Source organism: Nonomuraea monospora (assembly GCF_039531895.1).
Classification (GTDB): Bacteria; Actinomycetota; Actinomycetes; order Streptosporangiales; family Streptosporangiaceae; genus Nonomuraea; species Nonomuraea monospora.
On the sequence record NZ_BAAAQX010000002.1, the window covers coordinates 429,620 to 447,813 of the forward strand.

13 protein-coding genes are annotated in these 18,194 nt (G+C 72.0%); 2 read left to right on the top strand and 11 right to left on the bottom strand.

What is annotated here, in order from left to right:
* Positions 1 to 12: 12 nt before the first annotated feature.
* Positions 13 to 924: a dienelactone hydrolase family protein gene (locus tag ABD331_RS05245; RefSeq protein ID WP_344471105.1), complete on the top strand. Its 912-nt coding sequence runs from the start codon at positions 13 to 15 to the stop codon at positions 922 to 924.
* Positions 925 to 973: 49 nt separating this feature from the next.
* Here ABD331_RS05245 and ABD331_RS05250 read toward each other — a convergent pair whose 3' ends face one another.
* The 5 genes from ABD331_RS05250 to ABD331_RS05270 all read right to left on the bottom strand — a co-directional run bounded on the left by ABD331_RS05250 (position 974) and on the right by ABD331_RS05270 (position 10,763).
* A complete protein-coding gene (locus ABD331_RS05250; protein ID WP_344471106.1) occupies positions 974 to 4,078 on the bottom strand; it encodes a M14 family metallopeptidase in 3,105 nt (1,034 codons plus the stop codon).
* A gap of 329 nt (positions 4,079 to 4,407) precedes the next feature.
* Positions 4,408 to 5,793, bottom strand: coding sequence for a glycine--tRNA ligase (locus ABD331_RS05255; protein WP_344471107.1), 1,386 nt, complete (start codon positions 5,791 to 5,793; stop codon positions 4,408 to 4,410).
* 93 nt (positions 5,794 to 5,886) lie between these two features.
* A complete protein-coding gene (locus tag ABD331_RS05260; RefSeq protein ID WP_344471108.1) occupies positions 5,887 to 6,174 on the bottom strand; it encodes an antibiotic biosynthesis monooxygenase family protein in 288 nt (95 codons plus the stop codon).
* Positions 6,175 to 6,183: 9 nt separating this feature from the next.
* Positions 6,184 to 6,969 (bottom strand): alpha/beta hydrolase family protein, encoded by a 786-nt coding sequence (locus ABD331_RS05265; protein WP_344471109.1) that lies wholly within the window; start codon positions 6,967 to 6,969, stop codon positions 6,184 to 6,186.
* The gene (locus tag ABD331_RS05270) at positions 6,966 to 10,763 is read right to left on the bottom strand and encodes an AAA family ATPase (protein ID WP_344471110.1); all 3,798 of its coding nucleotides are present in this window, start codon (positions 10,761 to 10,763) and stop codon (positions 6,966 to 6,968) included. Before ABD331_RS05270 ends, ABD331_RS05265 begins: the two co-directional genes overlap by 4 nt.
* Positions 10,764 to 10,820: 57 nt before the next feature.
* On the opposite strand from ABD331_RS05270, the gene ABD331_RS05275 reads away from it, so the two are divergent.
* A complete protein-coding gene (locus ABD331_RS05275; protein WP_344471111.1) occupies positions 10,821 to 11,159 on the top strand; it encodes a DUF6703 family protein in 339 nt (112 codons plus the stop codon).
* Between the two features lie 4 nt (positions 11,160 to 11,163).
* On the opposite strand, the gene ABD331_RS05280 is transcribed toward ABD331_RS05275, so the two are convergent.
* From ABD331_RS05280 to sucC, 6 genes are read right to left on the bottom strand one after another with little or no spacing between them, the layout of a single operon-like run.
* Positions 11,164 to 12,699, bottom strand: a complete 1,536-nt coding sequence (locus tag ABD331_RS05280; RefSeq protein WP_344471112.1) for an aldehyde dehydrogenase family protein — start codon at positions 12,697 to 12,699, stop codon at positions 11,164 to 11,166.
* A 59-nt stretch (positions 12,700 to 12,758) separates the two neighbouring features.
* Positions 12,759 to 14,480 carry a glyoxylate carboligase gene (gene gcl, locus ABD331_RS05285; RefSeq protein WP_344471113.1) on the bottom strand — a complete coding sequence of 574 codons (1,722 nt, stop codon included), beginning with the start codon at positions 14,478 to 14,480 and terminating at the stop codon, positions 12,759 to 12,761.
* The gene (locus tag ABD331_RS05290) at positions 14,477 to 15,337 is read right to left on the bottom strand and encodes an NAD(P)-dependent oxidoreductase (RefSeq protein ID WP_344471114.1); all 861 of its coding nucleotides are present in this window, start codon (positions 15,335 to 15,337) and stop codon (positions 14,477 to 14,479) included. Before ABD331_RS05290 ends, gcl begins: the two co-directional genes overlap by 4 nt.
* Positions 15,334 to 16,113 carry a hydroxypyruvate isomerase family protein gene (locus tag ABD331_RS05295; protein ID WP_344471115.1) on the bottom strand — a complete coding sequence of 260 codons (780 nt, stop codon included), beginning with the start codon at positions 16,111 to 16,113 and terminating at the stop codon, positions 15,334 to 15,336. The genes ABD331_RS05290 and ABD331_RS05295 overlap by 4 nt, the downstream gene beginning before the upstream one ends.
* Positions 16,110 to 16,994, bottom strand: coding sequence for a succinate--CoA ligase subunit alpha (sucD, locus tag ABD331_RS05300; RefSeq protein ID WP_344471116.1), 885 nt, complete (start codon positions 16,992 to 16,994; stop codon positions 16,110 to 16,112). The genes ABD331_RS05295 and sucD overlap by 4 nt, the downstream gene beginning before the upstream one ends.
* The gene (gene sucC, locus ABD331_RS05305) at positions 16,995 to 18,128 is read right to left on the bottom strand and encodes an ADP-forming succinate--CoA ligase subunit beta (protein ID WP_344471117.1); all 1,134 of its coding nucleotides are present in this window, start codon (positions 18,126 to 18,128) and stop codon (positions 16,995 to 16,997) included. It lies immediately after the preceding gene.
* Between the last annotated feature and the right edge of the window lie 66 nt (positions 18,129 to 18,194).

An 18,194-nucleotide genomic window follows, 5' to 3' on the forward strand; every position in this document is an offset into this window, starting at 1 on the left:
TAGACCTCCGGCATGACGCCCATCCAGCGCTATCTCGCAGAAGAGGTCGCCCACGACCACGTGGACGGCCTGATCCCCCGCCGCGAAGCGCTGCGGCGGCTCGCGCTGCTCGGCCTGGGCCTGCCCGCCGCCACGGCCCTCCTCGCGGCCTGCGGCGCGCCGCCCGAGCCCGCGGCACCCACCACGTCGGCTCCGGCCGCCACCACGCCTGCCCCCTCGGCGAGCCCGGCGGGGCCGTCGCCGCTGCCGACGGAGCCGATCACGTTCGCCGGGCCCGAGGGCACGACGCTGCAGGCCGCCTGGGCGCAGGCCGCGGACCCGAAGGGCGCGGTGCTGGTGATCCACGAGAACCGCGGCCTGACCGACCACATCCGCTCGGTCGCCGGCCGCCTGGCCGCCAGCGGCTACTCCGCCCTGGCGCTCGACCTGCTCTCCCGCGAGGGCGGCACCGCGACGTTCGCCGACAGCGCGCAGGCCACGGCCAAGCTCGGCGAGATCGACGACGCCCGGTTCGTGGCCGACATGAAGGCGGCGGTGGGCGAGCTGGCCAGGCGGGCCGGGGAGGCGAAGCTCGCCATGATGGGCTTCTGCTTCGGCGGCGGCATGACCTGGCTGATGCTGTCGTCGGCGGAGCCGCGCCTGTCGGCCGCCGTGCCCTTCTACGGGCCGCTGCCGGACGACGCCGACTTCGCGGGGACGAAGGCGGCCGTGCTCGGGATCTACGGCGAGCAGGACGCCCGGGTCAACGCCACCAGGGACGCCGCCGAGGCCGCCCTGACGAAGGCGGGGCTGACGCACGAGCTGGTGACGTTCCCCGGGGTGGGGCACGCCTTCTTCAACGACACCGGGCCCCGGTACGACGCGGAGGCGGCGGCGCAGGCGTACGAGCGCGTCCTGGACTGGTTCGAGCGCCACCTGGCATGAAGACGGCCACCCCGCGCAGGGGGTGGCCGTCGTTTATGCGGTGCGGTGCTCAGCCGATCAGGAACCGCATCGCCTTGCGCAGGGTCGCGCTCCGCTCAGCGGCGCTGCCGACCTGCTCCAGCCCGAAGCCCAGCAGCACCGTGTCCCTGGTGGTCACGGCCGCCGTGGTGTCGGCCTGGTCGCGGGCGAAGTCGCCGGCGCCGGTCGGGCTGCCCGCCGGCGGGCCGGGGATGGCCCACGCGCCGAGCCCGGTCTCGAAGCCCTCGGGCTCGGTGGCGGTGCCGCCCACGAGGATCCGGGTGTCGTCCACGAACGCGCCCACCCCGCCGGTGCCGGGGTCGGTCACGTAGCTGATCGACACCTCGACCTGCTGTCCCGCGTACGGGGACAGGTCGAAGGCCACCTGCTGCCAGCCGCCCGAGTCGCCGGTGAACCGGTTCCACGAGCCGGAGGTGCCGGTCGGCGTGCACGGGTTGCCAGGCGTCAGGTAGTGCAGGAGCCACGGGTGCTCCTCCACGTAGAACCCGGCCTCGCACTCCGTCGGGACACCGGTGTCGGTGCCGCCGTTGAGGTCCGGCAGCGTGGTCCAGTTGTCCTGCCCGACGGTGTGGGCCTCGACGATGACGTTGTCATAGCCGGGCTCGGTGTCGAAGGACAGTTGGAAGGCCAGTTGCGGCTGCTGCGCCGCCGTCACGGCGCCCAGGTTGATCGTCCTGGTCAGCCGCATGTACGAGTCGTCGGCGTGCGGCCCGGCGACGTACCACTGCCCTTCGATCGGGTCGAACGGCCCCGGCGTGCCGAGCTGGTAGTCGGCGGCCGGCGTGCCGGTGAAGCGCGGGAAGTCCGTGCCCATCGGGATCAGCACGCCTGCCTCGTTCAGCGGGTTGTCCGCCAGCGCGGGGCCGCCGAACGTGCCGCTGGTGCCGGCCAGCGGGCCGGTGCCGGTGAAGCCGCTGGGGTCGGCGCGCGGGATGCGCCCGCCGACGCCCATGTAGTACTGCGTGAAGTCGTCGGCCAGCAGCAGGCACTCGTCGAACAGGCCCGAGATGGTGGTGACCACGCAGTCGCCGTCCGGGTTGCCGTCGATGCCGTAGTAGATGCCGCCGACGATGGTGTCGAGAATGCCGTAGTACGCGGCCGTCTCGCCGGTGTAGAGGAGTTTGCCGCCCTCGTTGAGGTAGTCGCGGACGGCGATGGTCAGGTCCTGCTGCGACCGTTTGACGTCGGCGTCGGGCAGGTTGCCGAGCGGCGTCACGGTGACGACGTCCTGCTGGTCCATGGACAGCCGGTTGTCGCCCAGCTCCCACACCAGGCCCTTGAAGTGCGACAGCACGCCGAGGTGGTGCGGCACGCCCTGGGCGTCCACGTCCCACGTCTCCGAGTTGTACCCGGCCGTCCTCAGCGCCTGCTGGTAGGTGGCGGTGTACTTGGGCGCGGTCACGGTGGGCGGGTAGTCCGGGTTGAAGCCCGTGTAGTCCTCGTTGGCCACCACCAGCACCTTGGCCGAGGAGTCCTTGGCCAGCGTGTAGGTGAAGCGGCTGCTGGAGACGGTCCCGGTGCCCGCCTTGAAGCCGGTGAACCAGACCTCCACCTTGTCGCCGGGTCTGGCGCCGCTCACGGTGCCGCGGTACTCGGCGAAGTACAGGTCGTTCTCGTCGCCGTACCGCTCACCGCCCTGCCACTCGCTCACGGACCTGGTCTGCACGGGGCCGCCGTTGATGCGGTAACGCAGCGCCTTGGCGCCCAGCGAGCGGCGGGCGATGACCGCCACCGGCTGCGGGTCGCCGTAGGAGACGCTGAAGGAGTCCGGCCTGAAGTCGGGCACCGTGCGCCCGATCACGGAGACCGGCCTGTCCGGCGTCTGCACCGACTTGGCGGCGGCGACGGCCAGGGGGACGTTCATCAGGAACTCCTCCTGGATCAGCCGCTCGTCGTCGGGGAAGGTGAACCCGAGCCCGCCGGCGCAGGTCTCCTCCGTCCACTCGTCGTCCGGGTACTTCGCCGCCGCCGCCTCGCACGTGGACATCTCGGGCGTGATGGACAGGGCGCCGCGCACGTTCGTCGTGTGCCCGTCGGTGTCGCCGTTGGTGGTGTAGAGCTCGGCGCCGATGTCCGGGTCGTACGTCGGGACGGCCGGGGTGGCGTCGTCGCCCAGCATGGCCTCGAAGATCAGGTCGTCGGGGGCCGGGGTGGCCTGCTGCCAGCTGATCCCGTACAGGAGCAGCATGGCGGCCGAGTGGTAGTTGATCAGGTAGGTGAACTTCACCCGCTTGGTCAGGTTGTCGTAGGCCACGGTCTCCGGCTCCGACTGCGCGGCCGCGCCGCGGTAGGTCTGGCTGGAGAACAGGCTGGAGGAGCCCTCGTCGTCGTAACGCCACTTGTAGGCGAAGTTGCGGTTCGGGTCCACTCCGTCGTTGCTGGTGATCTGCCCGTCACCGTCGTTGTCGCGCAGGTTCTTGCGCCACAGGCGGTTGCCGTCGGTGAAGGTGTAGTCGTAGCCGTCGGGGTTGGCGACCGGCAGGAACCACAGCTCGGTGGTGTTGACGAGCTGGGTCAGCTCGGCGTTGCTCCCGTAGCCGGTGAGGAAGTGGTTCAGCAGCCGCCGCACCATCTCGGGCGTGATCCACTCCCGCGCGTGCTGGGCGGCCGAGTAGAGGATGGCCTTGCGGCTGCCGTCACGCACCTTGCGGGCGTCCTTGGTCACCTTGATCGCGGTGATCGGCGTGCCGTTGATGCTGTTGCCGAGATCGACGACCTTGGCGATGCCCGGCTTGGCGTTGGCCCAGGCGATGATCTCCTCGCGGATGCCACCCGCGCCGGCGTACCTCTTGAACACCCCGTCGGCCTGCTGTGCCGCGCGGGCGCTGGACGCCTGCGTGGTGAGGGTGACCCCCTGCGCGGCGAGGCGGTCGGCCAGCGCGGAGGCGAGGATGACCTCGACGGTCACCTTGCCGTCCGCCCGGTTGACGACCCGCATCTCCTCGCGGTCCACGCCGGACGCCACCAGGGTGGCCATCTGGTCGGCGGTCAGTTCGCCGGTATAGACGAAGACCCCGTCCGGGCCCGCCGGCTTCGGCTTCGCCGAGGCAGGAGGGATCGCGAAGGAGCCGAGTAACAGGAGTGTGCTCGCGAACATGATCAACGTGCGCTTCATCGCGCCTCCGAGATTGAAGCCCCCGAGTGCTGCTATGGATGTGCCCGCAATGTCCGCGTATGCGGGGGGCTTGTCAATCACGACGGCCACATCCGGACAAACTTCAACCAGATGGTGACGGGGGCCGAATGACCACGCGAACGGCCAGCGTTGCGCGCGTCACGGCGAGGTGGCGGTGAGGCGGCGGAGCGTCCCCCTGGAGGGCCGTCAGCGCGGGACGGCGGGTGGGGTGGGGGCGGCTTGCCGTAACAAAAAAACGGGCTGCTCCTGAGGAGCAGCCCGCTTCACACGCGCGTCACTCCCGAAGAGCAGCCCGTCTCAAACGAACATCAGTCGTTGAGGTGCTGGCGAAGATACTGCTCCGCGGCGTCGATCGAGATGCGCTCCTGTGCCATCGTGTCGCGCTCGCGGATCGTCACGGCCTGGTCTTCCAGCGTGTCGAAGTCGACCGTGATGCAGAACGGCGTGCCGATCTCGTCCTGGCGCCGGTAGCGGCGGCCGATCGCGCCCGCGTCGTCGAACTCGACGTTCCACCGGCGGCGGAGCCGCGCCGCCAGGTCGCGGGCCTTCGGCGACAGGTCGGCGTTGCGCGACAGCGGCAGCACCGCGGCCTTGACCGGCGCGAGCCGGTGGTCGAGCCGCATGACCGTGCGCTTCTCCATGACGCCCTTGGCGTTGGGCGCCTCGTCCTCGGTGTAGGCGTCGAGCAGGAACGTCAGAGTGGCCCGGTCGACACCGGCTGCCGGCTCGATGACGTAGGGGACGTAACGCTCCCCGCTCTCCTGCTCGAAGAAGCTGAGGTCGACGCCGGAGGCCTTGGAGTGGGAGGTCAGGTCGAAGTCGGTGCGGTTGGCGATGCCTTCGAGCTCACCCCACTCCGAGCCGGCGAAGTTGAAGCGGTACTCGATGTCGACGGTGCGCTTGGAGTAGTGGGACAGCTTGTCCTTGGGGTGCTCGTAGAGCCGCAGGTTGTCCTTGTTGATGCCCAGGTCGGAGTACCAGCGGAAGCGCTCGTCGATCCAGTACTGGTGCCACTCCTCGTCGGTGCCGGGCTTGACGAAGAACTCCATCTCCATCTGCTCGAACTCGCGGGTGCGGAAGATGAAGTTGCCCGGCGTGATCTCGTTGCGGAACGACTTGCCCTGCTGGCCGATGCCGAACGGGATCTTCTTGCGGGCCGACTGCTGCACGTTGAGGTAGTTGATGAAGATGCCCTGCGCGGTCTCGGGCCGCAGGTAGGCCAGGCCCGACTCGTCCTCGACCGGGCCGAGGAAGGTCTTGAGGAGGCCGCTGAACTGCCGGGGCTCGGTGAAGGTGCCCTTGTTGCCGCAGTTGGGGCAGGTGATGTCGGCCAGGCCCGCCTCGGGCGCCTTGCCGTTCTTCTCCTCGTACGCCTCCGTCAGGTGGTCGGCCCGGAAGCGCTTGTGGCAGGACAGGCATTCGGTCAGCGGGTCGGTGAAGGTCTCGACGTGGCCGCTGGCCCGCCACACCTCGGGCGCCAGGATGACGCAGGAGTCGAGGCCCACCACGTCGTCGCGCGACTGGACCATCGACAGCCACCACTGCCGCTTGACGTTGTTCTTCAGCTCGACGCCCAGAGGACCGTAGTCCCACGACGCGCGCAGTCCGCCGTAGATCTCGCTCGACGGGTAGACGAGCCCGCGGCGCTTGGCGAGGCTGACGATGGTGTCCATGACGTCGGTGCGTCGTGCCATTTTGGTTGATTCTCTTTCCGGCTGGAGGTCGGCGAGGGAAATTGGTGAGATCCCAGCTTAGGGGACGGCACCCGCTCTCGCGCGCGAGTAATGCTACGCCCCGTCCCGGGTGTAGACGTCCTCGTACGCACTGGGCTCGTTGAGCATCAGAATCATCAGGGGATACATCACCATTCGGGCGGCCGACAGCGCCCTGCGGTAGAAGCCGGCGCCCTCCCACTCCGTGACCAGCGCCCACAGGTTCGGCTCGTCCACCGACCTGGCCAGCCGGCCCCGCTGGTAGCCCGGCTGGGTGGCGAACGTGTCGAGGATGGCGTGGCCCTGCTTGACGAAGTCTTGGGACTGGGACTCTGGAACGGTGTATCGGATCACGGCGAGCACGCGACCAGCCTAAAGGTGCAGGAGGGCCGCCACAGGCGGGCAGCCGAGGTATCCCTTCGCTCGATGGAAGTCGATTCGTCCGATCGTGAGGGGATCGCCCTGTTCGACCCCGGCGAATCGGCGCGTCAGCTCCCTGGGCACCGCCACGATGTCGCCGACGTCGGCCAGGTTCACCCAGCGGCGCACGCCGGGCGGGCGGGCGCCGAGGTCGTTCTCCGGGGCGGGCCGGAGGCGGTCGAAGATGACCGAGCGGATGCCGAGCGGGCTGCCCAGGGTGACGAGCAGGTCGATCTCCAGGCCGGGATGCGCCCACAACGTCTCGTAGGCGGCCACGCTGCCCAGCGAGTGCGCGACGACGACCCGCGCCCCGCTGCGCCGCACCTGGCCGGCCACCAGCTCGGTCACCTCCGCGCGCTGGTCGTCCTCCAGGTAGGCGGCCACCTCCTTGACGAACCTGGTGACCAGCCTGGTCGCGCGTTCGCCGTGGTTCTCCGTCAGCCATTCGGCCGCCTGCCTGAGCCCCGCCGTGAGCGGGCCCTGGGCGCGCTGCGGCGTCTCCTGCAGCTCGTCCACCCAGGCCAGGAACAGCTCGCGCTCGGCGTCGTCCAGGGTCATGGGGTCGTCGTCCTCGCCCTGGGCGACGCCGCGGTGCAGCAGGTGGGCGTAGTAGGCGACGGACATCGGCCGGGCGGCCCAGCGCGACCAGTCGGCCCCGATGGCGGCGCTGGCGGCCTCGGCGGTGCCGTGGTCGCGGAAGTAGCGGTAGTTGCCGATGCCGTGAACGCCGATGATCATTTTCGTCCCTCCCAGAGAAAGCCGATGGCCTCGTGCTCGCCCGTCGTCACGACCAGGTGACCGCCGGAGGAGGCCAGCAGGGTGCGGACGGGCGCGCCGACGTGGAGGGAGTCGGTGACCTGCCAGCCCGCCACGTCCACGATCCGCACCCGGCCGTCGTCGCCGCCGGTGAACAGGGTCGCCCGCCCACCGACCTCGGCCACGGCGACGGCCGTGACCGGCCGGTCGTGGACCAGTTCGGGGCGCAGCCGCCGCCCGGAGGGCACGGCGTGCACCGCGACGGCGTGGTCCGTCTCCATCCTGACCTCCGCCAGCTCACCGTCGCACACGTGCAGCGTCGGGCGGGGCGGCTGCGCGGGGAACGGGAGCGTCACCGGGCCCGTGACCGTGCCCGTCTCCGGGTCCCACAGCACGTCCTCGCCTGCTTGCCGCAGCACCCACCAGGTGCGCCCCAGAAGCGGGTACGCGGTGGCGCTCTCCCACCCGTCCGGCGCGTCGGCCAGGTGCGCGCCGGTGTCCGGCGAGATCAGCGCCCCCTCCGCGATCAGCCGCCAGTCCCGCCCGGCGGGCACCAGGACGGGCTCCGGCATCGCGGCGGTGGGTGACACCGCGACGCGCCACACGTGCAACTCGCCCCGGTCGCCGCCGGACACCGCCGTCAGCTCCCCGGCGACGGACGTGACCGTCACGGCGTTCACCCCGCCGAAGTGCGTCGGGGACACCGTGGTGAGCACCCGCCACGACGGCAGGTCCACCACGCACAGCCTGCCGTCGGTGCCTCCGGTCACCAGGATGTGCCCGTTGGGCCGGTTCGCGACCGCCATGGCGTGGACCTCCCCCGTGTGGCACCGCAGCGGCGAGCTGAAGGGGTCGAGCCAGAACAGGGTCAGGACCAGCACCTGCCCGTCCGCGTCGCCCACGAGGACGACGGGCACGCCGCGCACCACCGCCGCGACGATGGCGCGCGCGCCGACCACCGCGCGGCTCTGCGTGGTCACGACGGAGCCGTCGCCGTGCATGACGGCAAGCATGGCGTCCTGCTCCGTCCCGGCGACCGCGAGGCCGAGCACGTCCTGGCCGGTCTTCAGCGGGTGGTCGCGCTCGAAGCAGGAGCGCGGCAGGTTCCACAGTTGCAGGGGCCGCGCCCGGCCCCCGGTGATCAGCGTGTCCCGGCCGATCAGCGCCATCGCCATGAGCGCCGGAGTGGCGCCGCCGGAGATGTCCCGCGGGCGGTTGAAGTACCGGTACGGCCGCAGGGTGTCCAGGTTCCACAGGCGCAACGTGTCGTCGGCGCCGCCGGACGCCACGATCGCGGCGCCGTCGATCTCGACCGGCAGCAACGTGTTGACGGCGCCCACGTGGCCGGTGAACTCGTGCACCAGCCGGCCGGTGGACGGGTTCCAGACGCGGATGACCCCGCTGTCGTGCCCGGAGACGACGAGGGCGGCGCCGTCCTTCTCCACCGCCGCCATCGACCGCACCGCCGTGGCGCCGGGCGCCGTCAGGGCGGCCACCCGCTCGATCCGCGACGGCAGCGTCACGTGTGACCGGACGGCCCGCGTCCAGGAGGGCCGCCAGCGCATCCCCTCGGCCGGCGGCTCCTGTCCCGCCCTGAGCCGGGCCAGAGCCAGCACCCCGAGCCTGGCGGGCAGCGGCTCGCCCGCCGTGAGGCGCAGGTCGCGCAGCACGCCGGCCGGCAGGTGCACCGCCAACTGGTCCAGGACGGCGGGGGCGGCGCGGACGAGGAAGCCGGGCTCCTGCGCCAGCTCCGCCAGCCGGCGGGCGTCCCTGGCGTGCTGCGCCACGTGACGCAGCACGTACGGCTCCGCCGCCTGCCACCGCTCCCCGCCCGGCTCCCCCAGCAGCCGGTCCAGCACCTCGCCCGCCGGGATCGTCCGGTTCTTCAGATGGTCGGCGAGCCCCTGGTGGAACAGCCGGTACAGGCTCATGCCGTCGGAGTCCACCGAACGCCTGAGGTAGAACCCGCCCGCCTCCAGCGCCCGCCGCACGTCGTCCTGCCGGTCGGCCAGGCCCGCGATCCTGGCCAGCACGCTGACCGGCATGCCGTCGCCGTGGGCGTGCGCGAGCACGTGCAGGACGGTCCGCAGCTCGGGCGAGCCACCGGCCAGGTCGTGCTCGAACACCTTCGGCAGGGTCAGGGGCACCGCGGCGCCCAGCCGCTCCGCCTCCCGCGGATCCGTGACCTCCTCGGGGCCCTCGGCGAAGGAGCGGGTGTAGATGCGGGCGACGAGGAACTCGCCCCAGTCGTGCCGCACGCCGTCGCGGGTCAGGGCGCGGGCCACGTTGTCGGCGAACCCGCCGACGACGGAGCCCCTGCCGCGGTAGCGCGGCGTGCCGCGCAGCAGGTGGGTGACGTAGCCGTGCAGGTCGTTCTCCAGGACGTCCGGCTCGACCTCGTCCAGGTCGACGACGAGGCCCGCCTGCCGGAGCACCTCGTACTCCCGGTACTTCCGCACGCCGACGACGAGCCGGACGAGCCCGCTCGCGGCCAGCGGCAGCACCAGCTCGTCCTGCACCCCGGGGCCGTCGCGGGCCTCGTCCAGCGCGTCGATCACGATCACCGGCAGGCGCGGCGGGTCCGCGGGCAGTGCCGCCAGCAGCTCGCGGGGGCCGGTGGCGGCGGGCAGGCCGAGCTGCCTGGCGAGGGAGGCGACGATCTCGGGCAGGCCGCGTTCCCTGGCGTGCACGGCCGCGAAGCACCGCTCGCCCACCACGCCGGGCGCGCGGAACGCCCGCTCCCACAGCGGCCGGGTCACCGTGTTCAGCGCGTGGTGCGCCGCGCACACCATCACGCCGAGCAGCGCCGACTTGCCGGAGCCCGCGCTCCCCGTGACGACCATCAGCCGGCCGCCGCCGTGGCCGTCGATCCACGCCGACAGCGTGGTGACCTGCTCCTTGCGGCCGGTGAACGAGCCGACCAGCGCGCCCGACAGCGAGCCGCCGGAGGCCCGGTCGGCGAAGTGCCGCTCGTCGAGGCCGCTGTCCAGGCCGGGCAGCGCGCCGGGGTCGATGCCCTCGTCCAGGAACGGCACCGTGCCGGAGTCGAGCGCCTCGCGCAGCCGCACGCCCTCGCCCTCGGGGCGGTAGCGGGGGTTGGGGAAGAACGGCAGGTCGGGGTCGGTGAGCAGGTCGATGACGCTGCCGGTCACGTGCTGACGGTAGCCCTTGCCGCGCAGCCGGTTGACCTCGCGCAGCACGGCCCTGCCGACCGTCTGCAGCGGCACGTACCGGACGGAGGGGTCCACGCCCAGCTCGCCGGCCGCGAGCGCCTTGAGCACCGTCACGAACGCCCGCGTGAAGCGCCCGTCGTAGGCCCGCTCCTCCTGCGCGCACGCCGCCAGCACCCAGGTCCTGGACGTGCCGTCGAGGTGCCTGAGCTGCCACGGGAGCCTGGCCATCCGCCCCGAGTGGCACAGGTCGATGAGCAGCAGCGTCCTGCTGTCGCCCGGGAGGTTCTCCAGCTCGCTCAGCCACTGGGAGACGTCGGAGTCCCTGTGCTGCTCGCCGTCGCTGCCCAGCATGAACAGCGCGTCGGTGCGGGACTCCCTGCCGTGCCCGATCACGTGCACGAGCCGGACGCCCTCGTCGCCGAAGCTCCGCCTGACCGTTGCGCCGAGGTCGGCGCTGGGCAGCCCGAGGTGCGACTCGCAGGTGTAGCCGATGGCCCGGAGCGCCGCGGACAGCTCGTCGAGCAGGTCGCCGTCGAACGGCAGGGCCGGCATGCCGCGCGCGTCGGGGACGCCGACCGACAGCGCCCGGTGTGAACCCCCCATGCTTCGGGATCCGGCTTGGGCTGCCTGGTGTTACGTCACTCCCGTAGGCTCTGGGTCGTGGCCCCTGACAACAAGCAGCCCCAGGGCGAGCGGTTCTTCACGCCGGGCGCGACCGGTTTCCGCAAGGCGGTCGAGCGGCGCAGCGCGGTGCCGATGACGTTCCTGTTCACCCAGGTTCCCCGCTGGGTGGCGCCGGCTCTGCTGGTGATCCTGCTGCTGGCGGGGTTCGCCGTGACGAATCCGCTGGGCGGCGTGGCGGTGCTGCCGGTGCTCGGCTTCGTGGGGTGGCTGGCCTATCTGTCCTGGCCGTCGCTGGGCGTCGGCGGGAAGGTGTTGCGGGTCGCCATGCTGACCTTCCTGGTGTTGCTCGCGGCGACCCGCTTCGGGGCCTTCTAGGGTTTCAGGGCAGCAGCGTGTAGCTGGGGAAGTTGCCCGGCAGGCGTTCGCCGTCCTCGCCGGTGGTGGCGGCTCTGACGAGCAGGTCGCCGCCGACGAACGCGCCGCGCCACGACGCGCCGAGCCCGCCGAACAGCTCCTCGCGGTCGCCGCGCGAGCGCGGCCGGTTGTGGCCGACCTTGAAGGCGCGCACCTCGGGTGCGAGCCGGGCGAAGGTGTCCGCCGACTCGCAGGACAGGGTGGCCACCAGGGCGCCGTTGCTGGCGTTCATGGCGGCCAGCAGCTCCGCCTCCGTGTCCACCAGGACGATCGTGTCGACGGGGCCGAAGGGCTCCGCGTGGTGGAGTGGGGAGGAGGGCGGCGGGTTGAGCAGCGCCGTCGGAGCGAAGTAGGCGGAAATATCTTGACCTGGGAGGAAGTGTCCGGAGTCGAGGGACGCGCGGTGGATCGGCACGCCGCCCCTCGTGATCGCCTCGTCCACCTGGTCGGCCAGTTCCTTGGCCTTCGAGGCGTTGATCAGCGGGCCGAAGTCGAGCGTCGGCAGCGGGTCGCCGGGGTCCTCGACGGCCAGCGGGTGCCCGAAACGCAGCGACCCGACCGCCTCCAGGTAGGCCGCCAGGAAGTCGTGGAACAGCGAGCGCTGCACGACGAAGCGCGGGTAGGCGGTGCAGCGCTGCTTGGCGTAGTCGAAGGAGCCGCGGATCTGCCGGGCGAGCAGGTCCCAGTCGCCGTACTCCCAGACGCCCCAGCAGTTCAGCCCCTCCTGCTCCAGCACGTGCCGCCGGCCGAGGTCGGCCAGCGAGGTGGAGACCTTCGCGCCGGCGTCCCTGCCGCCCACGAACGACACGCAGCCCAGCGAGCCTGAGCCGACGAGCACCGGTGACAGCTCCGCCCCTCCCCCGCTGACCAGCGTGAACGGCAGGCCCTCTCGGACGGCGAGCGCGCAGGCGAGCGTCAGGCAGCACAGGCCGCCGTCCGTCGGGGTCTTGGCGATCACCGCGTTGCCGGCCAGCGCCTGCACGAGCATGGCGTGCATGAGCACGCTCATCGGGTAGTTCCAGCTCGCGATGTTGCTGACGGGGCCGGGCAGCGGCGTGCGCCCGGCCACCATGGGGTCGATCTCCCCGAGGTACCAGCGCACGCCGTCCAGGCAGCGGTCCACGTCGGCGCAGGCCGTCTTCCACGGCTTGCCGATCTCCCAGACCAGCAGCAGGGCCAGCAGGTCGCGGTGCGCGGCCATGGACTCCACGGCCGCCGACACCATGGCCTTGCGCTCGGCGAGCGGCAGGTGGCGCCAGCGCCGGTGCTCCTCGACCGCGCCCGCGACCGCCCGGCCGGCGCCGGCCCGGTCGAGTCTGGGCAGGCCGGCGATGGCGGAGCCGTCGAGCGGCGAGAAGCCGGGTACCGGCCGCCCGTCGCGGTGCCAGATGCCGCCCCAGTGGTTCAGCACCCGGTCGTCGTGAAAGGCCTCGGGAGCCGCCGAACAGCAGCGTTCGTAGGCGTCCCGCCAGGACGTGCCCGGCTTGAGCCGCATGTCCATCCTCCTCGGTCGCAGCTAGGCATGACTCGATCAGATCGCGGTCGCATCCCGGTCGAAGCTCAGTCGGACCAGTCGGCGGTGATGAGCTCGGGCAGCGGCTCGAACTCCTTGACGGCCTCCAGCGACGGGCCCATGGCGGCGTTCGCCTCGCGCTCCACCATCACCTCCACCAGCACGGGCAGCCTCTTGTCCGCCGCCTCCGCGCTGGCCCAGGCCAGCGCGTCGCGGATGTCGCCGGGCAGCTCCACCCGCCGCGCCGGGCAGCCGAACGCCTCCATGGCCTTGACGTGGTCGATGCCGCCCTCGCCGTAGTGCAGGTCCACGGCGTAGTTCATGCCGTACGGCAGCTCCGCCTGCCTGATCAGCCCCAGGTACTCGTTGTTGATCATGACGATGACGAACGGCACCCGGTACTGCGCCGCCACCGCCACCTCCTCCATCAGGAACTGGAAGGAGTAGTCGCCGACCACCGCCACGACCTGCCGCTCGGGATGGGCGAGCTTGGCCCCCATGGCGGCGGGCACCTCCCAGCCCAGCGGCCCCGCCTGCCCGCACACCAGGTAGCGGCGCGGCAGGTAGGTGGTCTGGAACTGGCCGGACCAGATCTGGTAGAGCCCGATGGCGGTGACGAACGTGGTGTCCCTCGGGAAGTACTCGTTGATCTCCTTGAACACCCTGGGCGGCTTGATCGGCACGTCCTCGAAGTCGTCCCTGCGGCCCATCGTGCCGCGCAGCTCGGCCACCCTGCGCGGCCACCTGCCCGGCTCCTGCGGCTTGCCGCGGCGACGCGCCTCGTCGCGCAGCTCGGCCAGCACCGGCCGGGCGTGCCCGAGCACGCCCAGGTCGGGCTCGAAGACCCGGCCGATCTGCATGGGGTCGATGTCCACGTGCACGAACTTGCGGCCCCGCCGGTAGACGTCGAGGTCGCCGGTGTGCCGGTCGCCGAACCGGGCGCCGACGGCCAGCACCAGGTCGCTCTCCAGGAACGCGGCGTTGCCCCACCGCGTCTGCGTCTGTATGCCCGCCATGCCCGCGAACAGCGGATGGTCCTCGGGGAAGGCGCCCTTGCCCATCAGCGTCACCTGCACCGGCACCTGGAGGTGCTCGGCCAGCGCCCGCAGCTCCTCGGTCGCGTCACCGATGATCACGCCGCCGCCCGCCAGGATGATCGGCCGCCTGGCCTCCTCCAGCAGGTCCATGGCGGCGCGCACGGCCTTGGGCAGGGGCCTGGGCACCTCGACGGGCAGCGGCGCGTCCAGCGCGCGGTCGTACCGGCAGGAGCCGCGCTGGACGTCGAGCGGCAGGTCGATCAGCACGGGCCCCGGGCGCCCCGACCGCGCGACCCTGAACGCCTCCCTGAACAGCCACGGCGCCTGCGCGGGCTCCTTGAGCTGCACCGCCCACTTGGTCACCGGCTTGGCGATCTCCACGATGTCGACCGCCTGGAACGCCTCCTGGTGCAGCTTGGAGGTGACGGCCTGCCCGGTGACGCAGATCATCGGGATCGAGTCGGCCAGCGCGGTGTAGAGGCCGGTGATCATGTTCGTGCCGGCGGGGCCGCTGGTGCCGATGCAGACGCCGACGTTCCCGGTGACCCTGGCCCAGCCGTCGGCCGCGTGGGTGCCGCCCTCCTCGTGGCGCACGGTGATGTGCCGGATCGAGCTGTTCTGCAGCGCGGCGTAGAGGGGGAGGATGGCCGCGCCCGGGATGCCGAAGACCGTGTCCACCCCCTCCGACTCCAGCACCTCGACCACGGCCTCCATGCAAGGTCGCTTCTTCACGCGTTCAGCCTTTCGATCACCTTGAGCAGGGCGGAGTGGTCGAGCGAGCCGTGGCCCTGCGCCCTGGCCGCGGCCACGAGCTGGGCGACCTGCCCGGTGAGCGGCAGGCTGACGCCGGCCTCGCGGGCGGCGGCCAGGGCGATGCCCATGTCCTTGTGGTGCAGGTCGATGCGGAAGCCGGGGGCGAACTCGCGCTTGACCATGGTGTGCCGCTTGAGCTCCAGGATCCGGGAGCCGGCCAGGCCGCCCGCGAGCACGTCCAGGCCGGGGGCCGGGTCCACGCCTGACGCCTCCAGCAGCACGATGGCCTCCGACACGAGCCCGTAGATGCCGCCCACGACGAGCTGGTTGGCGGCCTTGACGGTCTGGCCCGCGCCCGCAGGGCCGACGTGCACCACGGTGACGCCCAGGCGCTCCAGGACGGGCCTGGCCGCCGCGAAGTCGTCGGGCGCGCCGCCAGCCATGATGGACAGGGTGCCGTCGATCGCGCCGCGCTCGCCGCCGCTGACGGGCGCGTCCAGGGCCCGTACGCCGACCTTGGCGGCCTCCCTGGCCACCCAGCGGGAGGTCTCCGGCTTGATCGTGCTCATGTCCACGTAGAGCAGGTTCGGCCTGGCGTACTCGATGACGAGCGGCGCGACCGCTTCCACCTGCGGCGAGTCGGGCAGCATGGTGATCACGACGTCGGCGCCGGCGACCGCGTCCACCACGCCGGCGGCGCCCTTGCCGCCGAGGGCGACGAGCTGCTCGACGCGCTCGGCACTCACGTCATACCCGGTCACGACATATCCGGCTTTGAGGAGGTTGGCGGCCATCGGGCTGCCCATGATCCCCAGGCCGACGAACCCGATGTTCATCCCTGCCTCCAGTCGAACGCGCCCGGCCCCTCGTGCCGGTACTCCAGGCCGACGTGGCCGCGGTAACCCGCCGCCGCCAGCCGCGCGAAGATCTCCTCGTACGGCATCCCGCCGCTCCCCGGCCGTCCCCTGCCGGGATCGTCGGCGACCTGCACGTGCCCGAACCGGCCCGCGTGCCGGTCGATCAGCGACAGCACGTCCTCGCCCATCCTGTGCAGGTGGTAGAGGTCGGCCAGGAAGGCCACGTTCTCCCTGTCCACCTGGTCGATGAGCTCGAACGCCGAGCCCGCCGAGGTGATCGGGTAGAGCGGGTTCTCGTGCGAGTTGAGCGCCTCGACGACCACGGTCGCGCCGATGCTCCCCGCCGCGTCGGCCGCCCTGCGCAGGTTCGCCACGGCCAGGTCCCTGTCGGTGCCGGGGCCGTTGCCGTACAGGGCGTTCAGCACCGGGCAGCCCAGCTCGCCGGCCAGCCGCACGGCCACCTCGACGTTGGCCTGGAACCGGGCCGAGGCCTGCGGCCTGGCCAGCAGGCCGCGCTCGCCCGCCGCCATGTCGCCGGCGTCGAAGTTGAGCCCGGCCAGGCGCACCCCGGCGTCCTCGATGGCCTGCCGCAGCTCCGCCAGCGCCGCGCCGCCGGGGTCGGGGCCGTCGAACGGCCACCACAGCTCGACCGCGTCGAACCCGCACTTGGCCGCCGCCGCCGGGCGCTCCAGCAGCGGCAGGTCAGTGAACAGGATCGACAGGTTGACGTCGAACCTCAGCGCGCCGGTCCTCATGTCGCCGCCCTGTCCAGCACCGCCCGCATGAGGCGGGCCGTCTCCGACGGGGTCCTGCCGACGCGCACGCCGACCGCCTCCAGGGCCTCCTTCTTGGCCTGGGCGGTGCCGGACGAGCCCGACACGATCGCGCCCGCGTGCCCCATCGTCTTGCCCTCGGGCGCGGTGAAGCCCGCCACGTAGGCGACGACCGGCTTGGTGACGTTCGCGGCGATGTAGGCGGCGGCCCGCTCCTCGGCGTCGCCGCCGATCTCGCCGATCATGACGATCGCGTCGGTGCCCGGGTCGTCCTGGAACGCCCGCAGGCAGTCGATGTGCGTGGTGCCGATCACCGGGTCGCCGCCGATGCCCACGGCGGTGGAGAAGCCGAGGTCGCGCAGCTCGTACATGAGCTGGTAGGTGAGCGTGCCCGACTTGGAGACCAGCCCGATGCGGCCCGCGGCGGTGATGTCGGCGGGGATGATCCCGGCCGACGACTGGCCGGGGCTGATCAGGCCGGGGCAGTTGGGGCCGATGATCCTGCTGCGGCCGTTCGCCAGGGCGCGGAAGCGCACGGCGTCGTGCACCGGCACGCCCTCCGTGATCACCACGCAGAGCGGCACCTCCGCCGCCACGGCCTCCTCCACCGCCGAGGCGCTGAAGCGCGGCGGCACGAAGATCACCGAGACGTCGGCGCCGGTCTCCGACACCGCCTCGGCCACCGAGCCGAACACCGGCACCGTGCGCTCCCCGAAGTCCACCGACCGGCCGCCCTTACCGGGCGTCACCCCGGCCACGACGTCGGTTCCGGCGGCGAGCATGCGGGCCGTGTGACGGGTGCCCTCCGCGCCCGTCATGCCCTGGACGAGTACCCGGCTGTCCTTGGTCAGAAAGATCGCCATCTACGCACCTGCCGCGAGTCTGGCCGCCGTCTCGGCGGCGCCGTCCATGGTGGCCACCTGGCGGACCGCCGGGTGGCGGGCGTCGCTCAGGATCCGCCGGCCCACCTCGGCGTTGTTGCCGTCCAGCCGTACGACGATGGGCCTGCTGTGGCCGCGCTCGCCGAGCAGCTCCAGCGCGGTGACGATGCCGTTCGCCACCGCGTCACAGGCCGTGATGCCGCCGAAGACGTTCACCAGCACCGACCGCACGTCGGGGTCGGCCAGGATGATCTCCAGCCCGTCGGCCATCACCTGGGCGGACGCGCCGCCGCCGATGTCCAGGAAGTTCGCGGGGTCCGCCCCCGCGCCCGCCACCACGTCCAGGGTGCTCATGACCAGGCCGGCGCCGTTGCCGATCACGCCGACCGTGCCGTCCAGCTTGACGTAGTTGAGCCCCTTCGCCCTGGCGCGGTCCTCCAAGCTGTCCGTACGCTCGCCGTACCCCTCCCAGGAGTGCCGGAAGGCCGAGTTGTCATCCAGGGTGACCTTGCCGTCGAGCGCCACGATCCGCTGGTCGGTGGTGCAGATCAGCGGGTTCACCTCGACGAGCAGGGCGTCCTCCTCGACCAGCACCCGCCACAGCCCCTCCAGCACCGGCGCCGCCTGCTCGGGCAGGCCCGCCTTGGCCGCCAGCAGCCTGGCCGTGTCGGCGTCCACGCCCGTCGCGGCGTCGATCGGCAGCTTCACGAGGGCGTCGGGGTCGGTGGCCGCCAGCTCCTCGATCTCCATGCCGCCCTGCGCCGACACCATCGCCAGGAACCCGCCCTCGGCGCGGTCCACCAGGAAGGCCGCGTAGTACTCCTCGAACGGCACCGTCGCGGCCTCCACCAGCACGCGGCGCGCGATGTGCCCCTTGATGTCCATTCCGATGACGCGATCGGCCTCCGCCTCGGCCGCGACCGGCCCCGCCGCCGGTCTGATCCCGCCTGCCTTGCCTCGTCCGCCCGTCTTCACCTGGGCCTTGATGACAACGGGCGCGCCCAGCCCGGCCGCGATCTCGCGTGCCTCGGCCGGTGTGGCCGCGGTGCCGCCTGGGGGGATCGGGATCCCGTGCCGCCCGAAGAGCTCCTTCGCCTGGTATTCGTACAGGTCCATCCGAGCCTCCTTTGTAGACGGTATACCGTATGGAGTATCCTCCGTCTAGGGTCTCGACAGGGGTCC

Bases quoted from the DNA above. Each gene is read 5' to 3' on its own strand.
- sucC (WP_344471117.1), bottom strand. From the start codon at position 18,128: ATGGACCTGTACGAATACCAGGCGAAGGAGCTCTTCGGGCGGCACGGG.
- ABD331_RS05250 (WP_344471106.1), bottom strand. From the start codon at position 4,078: ATGAAGCGCACGTTGATCATGTTCGCGAGCACACTCCTGTTACTCGGC.
- ABD331_RS05245 (WP_344471105.1), top strand. From the start codon at position 13: ATGACGCCCATCCAGCGCTATCTCGCAGAAGAGGTCGCCCACGACCAC.
- ABD331_RS05290 (WP_344471114.1), bottom strand. From the start codon at position 15,337: ATGAACATCGGGTTCGTCGGCCTGGGGATCATGGGCAGCCCGATGGCC.
- ABD331_RS05280 (WP_344471112.1), bottom strand. From the start codon at position 12,699: ATGGACATGCGGCTCAAGCCGGGCACGTCCTGGCGGGACGCCTACGAA.
- ABD331_RS05255 (WP_344471107.1), bottom strand. From the start codon at position 5,793: ATGGCACGACGCACCGACGTCATGGACACCATCGTCAGCCTCGCCAAG.
- sucD (WP_344471116.1), bottom strand. From the start codon at position 16,994: ATGGCGATCTTTCTGACCAAGGACAGCCGGGTACTCGTCCAGGGCATG.
- ABD331_RS05295 (WP_344471115.1), bottom strand. From the start codon at position 16,113: ATGAGGACCGGCGCGCTGAGGTTCGACGTCAACCTGTCGATCCTGTTC.
- ABD331_RS05270 (WP_344471110.1), bottom strand. From the start codon at position 10,763: ATGGGGGGTTCACACCGGGCGCTGTCGGTCGGCGTCCCCGACGCGCGC.
- ABD331_RS05265 (WP_344471109.1), bottom strand. From the start codon at position 6,969: ATGATCATCGGCGTTCACGGCATCGGCAACTACCGCTACTTCCGCGAC.